Here is a 10,951-nt window from a genome sequence, read left to right as displayed (position 1 = left end):
ATGTCATCGGGGGCGGCATCTTTTTATGTGGGCGTTGCCTGGCCGGGAGGACGACATGCTGCATGACACAGACGCCGGCCACCACCCGGGTCGCCTGCCCTGGGGTTGGTTGTATCGACCGCTCCGGGCACGACGCCGAGCCCTGCTGGGGCTGCTGAGCTTGAGCCTGATGGCGACAGGGCTTGCCCTGCTACCGCCGCTATTGACCCAGCGGCTGATTGACCAGGGCCTTATGGAGGGTGATTTCGGCCGGGTCATAGTCTATGCCGCCGGGTTGGTGGCGGTGGGGCTCGGGGCGCTTACCTTGCAGGGCGTATTGCGTATTCGCCATGTGCGCCTATCGGCGATGCTGCTGCTGAGTCTGCGACGCTCCCTGTTGAGACGGCTGCTACGTATGCCCCGTGCGCGCTGGCAGGCCCGGGGGCGCGGCGATCTGATGAGTCGCCTCGATGGCGACCTGTCGATCCTGCAGGGCTTCGCCTTGGATGGGCTGCTCAGCGGTTTTTCCAACCTGCTGGGGCTGATCGGCGCGCTGGCGATGATAGGTGTCTTCAGCCCTGCCTTGATGGCATCGGTGGCGCTGCTGGTGCCGCTGCAGTGGGCCTGGCTGCGCTTCTGGCGATCGAGGCTGGTCGCCCGGCAACAGGCGCTGCGGGAGCACAGCGGTGATCTCTCCGGCTTCTGGCAGGACACACTCTCCCATGGCCAGTGGTTCCAGGGCCAGGCACTGGAGGCGCCGAGGCTCAACCGTCTCCAGGGGCTGGGCCACGAGCAGCTGCGACGACTCATTGCCCTGCGTCGAATCGGCTTCATCAGTGATGTGGGGCCGCAGATGATCCTCTCTCTGGCACGCGCTGGGCTGTTGCTATTGGGTGGGTATCTGGTGATCGAGGGCCGCCTTCAGTTGGGCGAACTCGTCGCGCTGCTGGCCTATCTAGGGATGGTAATGGCACCCATCGGAGGCTTGCTGGGGCTCTACGGGGGTTGGCAGCGCGCCCGAGTGAGCGCCGAGCGGATCGCCGAGCTTTTTGCCGAACCCGCCTTGCCGAGTCCCAACCAAGGGGAAATACCCAGCGGTGAAGGAAGGATTCGCCTGGAAGGGGTCGGGTTTCGCTATTCCGATCAGACCGACTGGCTGTTCGCCTCGCTGGATCTGTGCCTCGAGCCGGGCGCCAAGGTCATGGTAAGCGGCCCGTCGGGGGCGGGAAAGAGTACGCTGGCCAGCCTGTTGCTGGGTCTCGAGACCCCCCAGGGCGGTCGTATCCTGGTCGATGGCAAACCCTTGGCAAAGCTTTCGCGTCGCGCCTGGCTCAAGCGCGTGGCCTGGATCGAGCAGCACCCCAGCCTGCTGCGGGCCAGCGTCGCCGAGAACTTGCGCCTCGGTGCGCTGCCGGCGAGTGACGAGGCACTGCGCGAGGCACTTTGCCGGGTTGGACTCGGGGAGTGGCTGTCTGCCTTGCCTCATGGGCTGGACACAATGATCAGCGATCATGGGCAGAGCGTTTCAGGAGGGCAGCGTGCACGGCTTGCCCTGGCAAGGGCGCTACTCAAGCGCCCTTGCCTTGTCGTGCTGGATGAACCGACCGGCGCGCTCGATGCACGCTCTGCCGACGCCTTTGATGCAGTACTCGACGATGCCCTAGGTAACTCAACGCGTCTGATCATCAGTCATCAGGGGGAGCATTTCGGTAACCTCGATGCGCATTTCACGCTTGAACATGGCCAGCTAAAAGAGGCCGAACGATGTCACTGATTCGGTTGGCTATGATCGACAGCGGCATTGGACGCGACCAACCGATTGCCCTGCGTCGCTTCCATAGCCTGGTGGAGAGCCAGGATCCCTATGATCGCGTTGGCCATGGTACCGCTATCCTGCGCACCATCGGCTGGCATGTGGGGCTTGAGCGGTTGGAACTCGACTTGGTCAAGCTGTTCGATCGTCGGCTGACCGCCGGTAGCCGCCAGCTGGTTCAGGCCATGGAATGGCTCGCTCAGGCGCCGCCGGCGTGGGTCATCTGCAGCGTGGGGCTCACCGACCCCGACCCTGCGTTGCATACCTCAATCCGCCGGCTTCATGCCGCCGGCACGCGGATCGTGGCATCCAGTGCCCGCTTCGGTTCGAGCGTCTATCCCGCCGCCTGGCGGGAAGTGTTCGCCGTGACCGGTGATGCCCGTCGCCTGCCGAACGCCCCTGGCCTTGGCACCGACGGGCGTTGGCTCGCCTGCGCCTGGGCGGCCCAGCCCGACGGCCTGCAGCCGTGGCAAGTCGGCCCACCTCAGCAACAACATGCCGGCCGCCAGATCTTGGGCGGTGCCAGTTTCGCGGCGGCCCATGCGCTGGGCCGCTGGCTAGCCACGCAGCCCCCTCCCGACGAGGGCTAGGCTGGCGGCAGCACTGGCCAGTCCTGCTGCGCCTGCCACCAGTGACGAATGGCCTCGGCAGCGGTACCGGCCTGTCGCAGCAGATCCCGGGAGCGGATGAGGTCGCAGGCCTGCATCGCTGCGACCAGTGGCGCCAAGGGCTGGCCTGCCACGGCATAGATACCCAGCGGCTGAGCGGGGGTGATCACCAGAGAACGCGGCTCGAGGCGCCCCGCGACAATAGCGTGGCCCTGTCTTACCTGCACGCTGGCCCACGGCTCGCCGACGTGCAGGGGAGCGTGATCCGGCCAGTGGCAGCGGGACAGCCAGTAGGGCGCACCATCATGGGCGGCGGCCAGGCGATAGAAATCCCGCCCGGCACGGGCGAAGCGCCAGTACATGGTGTCCTGGCGACGCTGATGGAAGCGCTCCAGGGGCGCTATCGGCTCGCCTTCGAGCACACCGGTGATGAACGGTACCAAGCCATGAGCGGAGGAGAGGGCATTGAAGATGCCTTGACCGGAGAGCGGATCCACCGCCATGGCCGCATCGCCGAGTCGCCATACGCGGCCTTCACGCACACCGGTGCGGCCTATTTGTGTGGGGCGCAAGTAGGCCTGCTCGATACGTGCCGATTGCCAGATGTCGGCGAGGGTCGACTGGCGCGCAAGCCAGTCGGAGGGATAACGGCGGGCCACATCGAACTCGGCTCTCGGCAGCGCCAGCTGCAGGTACTCGGCGCCCGCCGCCCGGGCCCACCAGGCCCATCCTCCACCGTCGAGGGTACAGGCCTGGCTGGCAGGCGGACCCGATGCGTGGCCTCGCAGGATCAGTGCCGGACGGGCCCACGCCGGCGAATCCCGGTAGCGTCGCTGCCCCGCGGCACGGCCACGCGCTTCTATTCCCCAGCGTGCCCGCAGTGGTGCTGATGGCCACTCTGGAAGCGTGAGCGTAACGCTGTTGCCATTCTCCTCCTCCCACCGCCCGGCACGGGTGCGAACGACCTCGATACCGGTGGCCTCGAGGTCGTCGAGCAGCGCTTGATCGAAGCCGGGGCGGGGCAACAGCCACTCCTGGTTGGGCGCGCGGCTCTCGCCACCCCAAGTGACTCGCCTTGCCACGGGGCCCAGTCCACAGGCGGCAGCACGCGCAAGACCCAGGGAGCGGAGGGCCTGTAGGCTTCGTCGGCTGATTCCTTCGATGCCACGGTACTCACGACAGCGGCTGACCACCGTGACACGATATCCGGCCCGAGTCAGAAGCAGGGCCAGGGCGGCCCCGGCGGGGCCGGCTCCGGCAATCAGCATATCAACGGGGCGCGGCATATACCTTCCTCGCTGTTAGAAGAAAACACCGACCACAATCTGAGCGTACAGATTAGTGTCGTCGTCGCTCAGTTGTACGCCGCCCTCGCTGGCGCTGGCATCAGGCGTGTACCAGCCGATGAGCGGCGAGACATATAGCATCTCGGTGGGGAACCACTCTGCGTAGAGGTTGAATTCACGGCCGTCAAGGTTGGCCTGCGCGGCGGTATCGAGGCTCTCGAAGTCGAACGCCAAGGCGCCCAGGGTCAGGTTATCGGCCACCTGGGCGGAGACACCAAGATGCCAGACTTCGCTGTTGCTGTTGAAGGGGCCGGCATAGTTGCCCGCCACCTCGCCTTGGAACCAGGTGCCGTAGCCACGGGTGAAGCCATAGAAGAGGGGGTCCCATTGCTCAGAGAAACGCGAGTAGCGAAGCGAGACCGTCGGCTGCCAGGGCACGTCAGTAAAGGTCCAGGAAGGTTCCAGATACCAGGCATCTTCGTTGGTATCCTTGTGCTGCGTCGCGTATTCGCCGCGTAGAGAGAGCGCTTCTTCGATCATGGCCTGCTCAAAGCGAACGCTGTAGACATTCATGCCATCACGTTCGGCAAGGAAGGGGTCGGCCTGGTCCGCGTTTACCGCGAGCCCCCGAAGGTAGGTACCTTCCATCAGCCCCGAGCCATGGGTGTATTGGGCCGTCATTGCGCCCAGCTCGGTTTCGGCCTGGGCCGCGTTGTCGGAAGCGAGCCAGGCGAGCTGTAACTGCCACGTCTCGTTACCCGTCCTGACCAGGGCGGTATTGTCGAAGGCTCGGCGAGCCGCCAGATAATAGGCGCCGCCCCGGTCCAGCTCGTCACCGAGGAGATTGCCGAGGTTGAGGGCATCACCCGCCACCAGGAAGCCGTCGCCCAGAATAACGGACTGTCGACCGGTGGAGACGTCGAGTGTCCAAGGATCATCGCCGGCCGTCAGCGCGTCGTGACGGTAGCCGAGCAGGGCATCCTCGAGTTCGAGCTCGCGCTCTTCGCCGGAGGTGAAACCCGCAGCGTCGCCGTCGCCCCAGGTGGCGCTGCCTATGACGCTGACCTGACCATACAGACCGCCGGTCTGGTAATCGCGGCGTGCATAGGCGGCGCCGAGTTTTGCGTACCCTTCGCGCCAGTCGTATTCGCGCTGTTCGGCGCCTCCCATGGCATAGCCGTAGTCGCTGTGGAAGACTCCCAGCAGGGCCTCGATGTCGATGTTAACGCTGGCGTCGCCCAGGTCGACCATCTCGTAGGCCGTGGCCGGGGATGACAGGGCCAAGGAGACACAGAGGCACCCGCCAAGGTGGACGGAACGCGAAAGAGGGCACGTCTTGTTAGGCATTATGATTGTTCTCTCGTAAGTGAAAGTGATGCCTGCGGGGTCTCGTTCCAAAATGGGTCAGACCAGCATGACGACCGATTTCTGCTCGGTGTAGTGTTCGATAAGGGAATCGCCCATCTCGCGCCCGATTCCCGATTGCTTGAAGCCGCCGAAGGGCATGCTGGGATCGAGCAGGTTATGACCGTTGACCCAGACGCTGCCGGCGTCGATCTCGGGAATGAGGCGGTGAATGGCCGAAAGGTCGTTGGACCAGAGGCTGGCGGCGAGGCCGTAGGGGCTGTCGTTGGCCAAGGTGACGAGTTCGTCGAGATCGCGGAAGGTCTGCACCACCACTACCGGCCCGAAGATTTCCTCCTGCACGCAGCGGCTGTTCTGGGCCAATCCGGTAATCACCGTTGGCTCGACGAAGAAGCCGGTGTCGCGGCCTGCGCCCCCCCCTGTGGCGATCTGGCCGCCCTCCTCCCGTGCATAGCCGATGTAATCCAGCACGCGCTGCTGCTGCTTGGCGGAAACCAGCGGCCCCAAGGTGGCGCCTTCCTCCCAGCCGGGCGCCATGGTGAGCCCCTTGGCGTGTTCGGCGAGCTTCGCGACGAAGGCGTCGTGGGCCGCTTCATGCACATAGATACGCGACCCGGCGGTGCACACCTGACCCTGGTTGAAGAAGATGGCCTGCGCCGCGCCGGCAGCGGCGGCTTCGATGTCGGCATCAGCGAGGACCATGACCGGGGACTTGCCGCCGAGCTCAAGCGTAGTGCGGGTCATGTTCTCCATGGCCGCCTTGCCGATCATCTTGCCCACCGGAGTGGAGCCGGTGAAGGCGACCTTATTGATGCCGGGGTGCGCGGCCAGCGCAGCGCCCGCTTCGTGCCCCAGGCCGGTCACGACATTGAGGGTGCCTGCCGGAAAGCCCACGGACTCCACCAGCTCGGCCAGCAGCAGGGCGGTGAGCGGTGTGTCCTCGGCAGGCTTGAGGACCACGCTGCAGCCCGCCGCCAGCGCCGGGGCGATCTTCCAGCTGGCCATCAGCAGAGGGAAGTTCCAAGGGATGATCGCGCCCACCACGCCCACCGGTTCGCGGCGGGTATAGGCCACGATCTGCTTGTCGCTGGGGGCGTAGGGCATCGAGGGTGTCATGCTGCGACCCTCGATCTTTGTCGCCCAGCCCGCCGTGTAGCGCAGGAAGTCGATAGCCAGGGCGACGTCCATGTGACGAGAGAAGGTCAGCGGCTTGCCGTTGTCCAATGTTTCGAGCATGGCGAACTCATCGGCCCGTTCCTCCAGCGCATCCGCCAGATCCAGCAGCAGCTTCTCGCGCCGTGAGGGGCGGCTGTGCCGCCATTCGCGGAACGCCGTGCGGGCGCTGGTTACCGCCCTGTCGATATCGTCGGCATCGCCGGCCGGCACCTGGCAGATGACTTCCGCCGTGGCGGGGTTGAAGACCTCCAGGGTCTTGCCAGACCTGGCGGGCAGCCATTCCCCGCCAATGAACATTGCATGGGTCCTGTCCAGCCATTGTTGTATCGTCGTCGAAGGCAGCGGCATGGATAGTGCTCCTGTGGTTGGGTCTGCGTTATGGTTGACTCAAGCCCATTGAGATACGCCGGGCTACCCTGATCGATAGCAATCGCCATGCCAGCAATGAAAGAAAAAATATTCCTACAAAAAGCATTGGGTTACGGAGTTCCCTCGATGACGTTCCAGCGTTGTCGCGTTCTCGTACACGACAACTGTTGCAACTTGGGACACTGAGGCGAGGAGCGTGACCCAGCGGGAGTGCGACATGTATAACAAGGCTGCCCTGAGAACCCCCGGTGTGATGCGTCAGGCGCACCAACAGATCAGAGCGGGGACGCTGCCGGTAGATTTGCTGGACGCTTCAATTGGCCGCTCTTGGCAGCGCTGTCTGGAATACGGCCTGCTGGACGGCAAGATCGACTTCCCTCGAATAACGCGTGCGGAGCTACGCGAGCAATGTCTTGCGAATCGGCGCCTGGTGGAGTTGGCGGAACCGATGGTCAAGCGCGTGGCGGACGACTTGGGTAGTCAGCTGCTGCTGGCGTCGCCTGATGCCACTGTCCTCAAGACCTATGGCAAGCAGTTTTCGATCGATGGCCGGCTGCGTATCGAGCCGGGGATGAACCTGGACGAACGCTGGTTCGGTACCAATGCGCCAGCACTCGCGCTTATTGAGCGCGCCCCTGTGCTGGTCAATGCCAACGAGCACCTCCTTTTCCCCGACAATCCCGTTTCCTGTGTCGCAGCACCACTATATGGCCTGAATGAGGAGTGCCTGGGCCTGCTAGACCTGACCTTCGATGCCCGACATCCACGCCCCGAACTTTTCCTGCGTCGTGTAAAGCAGTTGACCTGCGCCATCGGGCAGCAACTGTTTCGACGCCAATATCAGCATCGCTGGGTACTGCAGGTTCATGCCTCCATGGCCGAGCTCGACAGCGAAACCTGTGGCTTGGTAGCCATCAACGATGAAGGGTTTATCCTGGCCGCCGACAAATCGGCCCGGCAGTGGTTGAACTATAACGGTGCGATGCAGGTGGGGGGCCATGTTGAGGAGCTGCTGGGCTGTCCATGGTCGGTGATGCGTCGACAATGCGAGCGCCAATCCGCCCTGCTGGGAATCGAGTTGGCGGAGTTACAGCTGGTGGGTCGGCTCAATGCTCCCGACGGCTGGCAACCGGCCGAAGTGGGAGTAGTGCCGCAGCGACGGGATGTGAACCGGCCGCAAATCGCAGTGCAGGTACCAACTCTCATGACGCTGACGCAGGGGTGGTGCCAAGAGCAGCAGCGCGAAGCCATTCGCGCCAGCCGCGCCCTCAAGGCTGGCCTTCCGGTGCTGCTTCAGGGTGAGACGGGCACGGGGAAGGAGCAGTTGGCAAGAGCCCTGCATCAGCAGGCTGAGACGCAAGGTGCCTTTGTAGCGCTCAATTGTGCGTCCATTCCTGAAAACCTCATCGAAGCCGAGCTGTTCGGATATGGTGAGGGAGCCTTCACCGGCGCTCGGAAGGGAGGCCATGCCGGACGTCTGGTGCAGGCCAGCGGAGGCACGTTATTGCTGGATGAAATCGGCGACATGCCACAGTCGCTTCAGGCGCGGCTGCTGCGTGTAATGCAAGAGCGTGTGGTGGTGCCACTGGGCGATCATCGCGAGATACCCATCGATATTCGCGTTATTGCCGCCACCCACCGTGACTTGGAAGAACTGGTGCGGAAAGGCGAGTTTCGCGAAGATCTGTACTTTCGCCTAGCGGGTGTGGTTGTGGAGCTGCCTGCCTTGAGCAAGCAAGCAGATGTAGCATCACGGATCGAGGAGCTTTGGTATCGGCTGTGCCTGCGCCATGAACGCCAGCTGCCACTCGATGATAGGCTCTTGTCGCATCTCGCCGCTTACCCTTGGCCCGGTAACTGGCGTGAACTCGAGTATTGCCTGCAGGCAGCTATTGTCGGAGCAGAGCCGGAGCTTGTATCGCTCACCTTGAGCGATCTTTCGCCACGCTGGCAGCGCAAGCTGACGCGAAGGGTACACGCCCCCGTCGACTCGCAACAGGGCGATGCTCGATCACTCGATGCCGTGGTAGCCGAAGACGAGGCGGCACCCCGTAGCCTGAAGGCACTGGAGCGAGAGCATATCGAGCGCACTTTGGAGGCTCACGACGGCAACTTCACTGCTGCTGCTCGAGCCTTGGGCGTCAGCCGCTCAACGCTGTACCGGCGGCTGGGATAGAGGTCAGTCCAACCCCCCGAAGCGCTGGTAGAAGCTGGGGCCCGGTGCCGGAAGCGGGCCCTCGGCCGTTTCGAGATGCTGGTCGAGCCAGCGCTCTGCGCGCTGATAGATCGTGCGATAGATATTGCGGCACAGCTGATAAGCGTTGCGCCCCTCCCAGGCGGTCGGCAGTAGCTCATCGGGTAGCTGGGGGTCGCGCAGTTGCACCTTGCGATATTCGTGGATCAGCAGTGTACGGGCAATGAAGCACTCCTCCTCGCCCAGGTGATTCTCTTCATCCAGCGCCTTCCAAAGTGGGCGGAACTGGGCCAGGAATCGCTGATAGTTCTCGGCCAGGCTTTCCAGGTTCCAGCTCTCCCTGACCTGTCGGCGTAACGGCCTGCTGGCAAGAGGCTCTACGGCTTCGGTCTGCATGATGATGGTATCATCGGCCGCGTCCATTTCCTGAAGAGCTGCCATCGCTTCGCTGCGGTTCAGGTTGGGGTGGGCCAGAAGCCCTTGGGCGAAATAGCCGAAGCCCAGCCATTCGAGCTCCTCGCGAACCTTTTGGCGGCGTGCGGCATCCAGCTGCGATAGCAGTACCAGTGACCACTGCCCGTTCCAGGGGGGATGCGCGCCGTGATAGACCCGTTTGAAGGCTTGTTCGAAGCGCCGCCGTCCTGGGCCACTGAGGCTGTAATAGCTGCGTCGTCCTACCTTCTCGCCCTGCAGCCAGCTCTCCTGAGTCAAGCGATAAACGGAAGTGCGTACCAACCTCTCGTTGATGCCGATGGGGGCGACAAGCTTCGACAGGCTGCCCAGCCAGACCGTGCCTCCTCGCGGGGCAATCGAGTCACCATAAATCGTGATGATCAACGAACCGGCGCGAATAGGGTGGCGCTTCTGGAAATTGTCGATAAGCGAGACAACGCAATCGTGAGCGGAGGACATGATGTGAGCCGGTTTCCCAAGTTGTGATACTGTTGCAGGCCGAGAACAGATCGAATCCAGGCGCAAATAGAGTACCACAGCCAAAGGCATTACTGCTGAGTCATGAGGCTGTAGAGGCTTGTTTCGCTACGTTAGGGGGCAGCTCTGTTTTAGTTGTGTATCGCTATTCGAGGCGAATGCAATTTGCAGCTGTTTCGCCCTCTATCACCGGCCGAAGGTAGAACTGCCCGCCATGTTGCAGCGGGTGCGGCCCTGGCCGCCGAAGTTAACGAAGCAGTCCTGCTGCGAGTGGCCGCCGGCGCTCACCTGGTTCCAGTACCAGCCCGAGGGCGAGCGTGAACACGACGAAAGCCGCATGCTTCACGCTTCCGCTACCTGCTCCTGTGAGGCTGGCATACGCCCACCGAGGCGGGTGGTGATCTCGGCCGCGGTCTCGTGAACCAGTTCGCCCAGCTCCTTCAGGCGCGACTCGGGGATGCGTGCCACCGGGCCGGAGACGGAAATCGCCGCCAGCGGTGTGCCGTGCTCGTCGTGCAAGCAGGCGGCTACGCAGTGCAGGCCGATGGCATGTTCCTCACGATCGCAGGCGTAGCCCAGTCGGCGTACCAGAGCGAGGTTGGCGCGCAGCGTCTCGGATGAGTGCAACGTGTTCTCGGTGACTCGCTCCAGGCCACGTTCGGCCAGCACCCGCTCGAACTCGTCGTCGGGCAGCCAGGCCATCAGTGCCTTGCCCACGCCCGAGGCGTGAAGCGGTGCGCGCGAGCCGAGCCGGGTGATCATGCGCATCATCTGGGGCGACTCGCTCTGGGCGAGGAAGACCGCCGTGGCGCCATCGCGGATGCCCAGGTTGGCGGTCTCGCCGGTCTGCGCGGTCAAGCGACGCAGGAAGGGGCGGCTGGCGGCGACGAAATCGCGCGCCTCGAGGAAGCTGTTGCCGATGCGAAAGGTCTTGACGTCGATCTTCCAGACGCCGAGATCGACATCCTGAGTAATGAAGCCCTGCCCCTGCAGCGCCTGCAGCAGGCGATGGGTGGTGGAAGGCGCTAGATCGACCATCTCGGCCAGTTCCGACAGGGAAAGGCCACCCGGCGTCGCCGCCAGCCGCTCCAGCAGGCTGAGTCCGCGCACCAACGACTGGCTGTGGCCGCTGGCGCTCTTGCCGGGGCCTGGCGGGCGTCCCGCCGTTCTGCGTTTGACTTCACTCACCTGCGTCACCCTTTGCTTTATCGATCTGGCCGGCCTCGCGTGG

Annotated in this window: 9 protein-coding genes; 3 read left to right on the top strand and 6 right to left on the bottom strand. The window is 63.8% G+C overall.

Annotation, left to right across the window (positions count from 1 at the left end; genetic code table 11):
• Positions 1-55 precede the first annotated feature (55 nt).
• Positions 56-1,753, top strand: coding sequence for an ABC transporter ATP-binding protein (locus tag CYJ07_RS18205; protein ID WP_197038426.1), 1,698 nt, complete (start codon positions 56-58; stop codon positions 1,751-1,753).
• Entirely contained in the window at positions 1,744-2,382 is a 639-nt protein-coding gene (locus CYJ07_RS18200; protein ID WP_104205137.1) for a S8/S53 family peptidase, read from the top strand. The genes CYJ07_RS18205 and CYJ07_RS18200 overlap by 10 nt, the downstream gene beginning before the upstream one ends.
• Here the strand turns inward: CYJ07_RS18200 and qhpG are convergent.
• The 3 genes from qhpG to CYJ07_RS18185 form a co-directional block, all read right to left on the bottom strand.
• Complete coding sequence (gene qhpG, locus CYJ07_RS18195; protein WP_104205136.1) at positions 2,379-3,686, bottom strand: flavin-dependent monooxygenase QhpG; 1,308 nt, start codon at positions 3,684-3,686, stop codon at positions 2,379-2,381. The genes CYJ07_RS18200 and qhpG overlap by 4 nt on opposite strands.
• A 15-nt stretch (positions 3,687-3,701) precedes the next feature.
• Positions 3,702-4,970, bottom strand: coding sequence for a hypothetical protein (locus tag CYJ07_RS18190; RefSeq protein ID WP_231489687.1), 1,269 nt, complete (start codon positions 4,968-4,970; stop codon positions 3,702-3,704).
• 120 nt (positions 4,971-5,090) lie between these two features.
• Positions 5,091-6,575 (bottom strand): aldehyde dehydrogenase family protein, encoded by a 1,485-nt coding sequence (locus CYJ07_RS18185; protein ID WP_104205134.1) that lies wholly within the window; start codon positions 6,573-6,575, stop codon positions 5,091-5,093.
• A gap of 238 nt (positions 6,576-6,813) precedes the next feature.
• Between CYJ07_RS18185 and CYJ07_RS18180 the strand changes: the two genes are divergently transcribed.
• The gene (locus tag CYJ07_RS18180) at positions 6,814-8,772 is read left to right on the top strand and encodes a sigma-54-dependent Fis family transcriptional regulator (protein ID WP_104205133.1); all 1,959 of its coding nucleotides are present in this window, start codon (positions 6,814-6,816) and stop codon (positions 8,770-8,772) included.
• Positions 8,773-8,775: 3 nt separating this feature from the next.
• Here CYJ07_RS18180 and paaX read toward each other — a convergent pair whose 3' ends face one another.
• The 3 genes from paaX to CYJ07_RS18170 all read right to left on the bottom strand — a co-directional run bounded on the left by paaX (position 8,776) and on the right by CYJ07_RS18170 (position 10,908).
• Positions 8,776-9,702: a phenylacetic acid degradation operon negative regulatory protein PaaX gene (paaX, locus tag CYJ07_RS18175; RefSeq protein WP_104205132.1), complete on the bottom strand. Its 927-nt coding sequence runs from the start codon at positions 9,700-9,702 to the stop codon at positions 8,776-8,778.
• Between the two features lie 204 nt (positions 9,703-9,906).
• Positions 9,907-10,059: a hypothetical protein gene (locus CYJ07_RS20375; RefSeq protein ID WP_156085523.1), complete on the bottom strand. Its 153-nt coding sequence runs from the start codon at positions 10,057-10,059 to the stop codon at positions 9,907-9,909.
• A 3-nt stretch (positions 10,060-10,062) separates the two neighbouring features.
• Positions 10,063-10,908: an IclR family transcriptional regulator gene (locus CYJ07_RS18170; RefSeq protein ID WP_104205156.1), complete on the bottom strand. Its 846-nt coding sequence runs from the start codon at positions 10,906-10,908 to the stop codon at positions 10,063-10,065.
• Positions 10,909-10,951: the final 43 nt, after the last annotated feature.

The organism is Billgrantia saliphila (assembly GCF_002930105.1).
GTDB classification, from domain to species: domain Bacteria; phylum Pseudomonadota; class Gammaproteobacteria; order Pseudomonadales; family Halomonadaceae; genus Halomonas; species Halomonas saliphila.
The sequence above is the reverse complement of the archived record's forward strand: the minus strand, read 5'-3'. Positions and strand labels throughout refer to the sequence as shown.

What these genes read in the sequence shown, in the direction of transcription:
- CYJ07_RS18205 (WP_197038426.1), top strand. Translation starts at nt 56, where the DNA reads ATGCTGCATGACACAGACGCCGGCCACCACCCGGGTCGCCTGCCCTGG.
- CYJ07_RS20375 (WP_156085523.1), bottom strand. Translation starts at nt 10,059, where the DNA reads ATGCGGCTTTCGTCGTGTTCACGCTCGCCCTCGGGCTGGTACTGGAAC.
- qhpG (WP_104205136.1), bottom strand. Translation starts at nt 3,686, where the DNA reads ATGCCGCGCCCCGTTGATATGCTGATTGCCGGAGCCGGCCCCGCCGGG.
- paaX (WP_104205132.1), bottom strand. Translation starts at nt 9,702, where the DNA reads ATGTCCTCCGCTCACGATTGCGTTGTCTCGCTTATCGACAATTTCCAG.
- CYJ07_RS18200 (WP_104205137.1), top strand. Translation starts at nt 1,744, where the DNA reads ATGTCACTGATTCGGTTGGCTATGATCGACAGCGGCATTGGACGCGAC.
- CYJ07_RS18180 (WP_104205133.1), top strand. Translation starts at nt 6,814, where the DNA reads ATGTATAACAAGGCTGCCCTGAGAACCCCCGGTGTGATGCGTCAGGCG.
- CYJ07_RS18185 (WP_104205134.1), bottom strand. Translation starts at nt 6,575, where the DNA reads ATGCCGCTGCCTTCGACGACGATACAACAATGGCTGGACAGGACCCAT.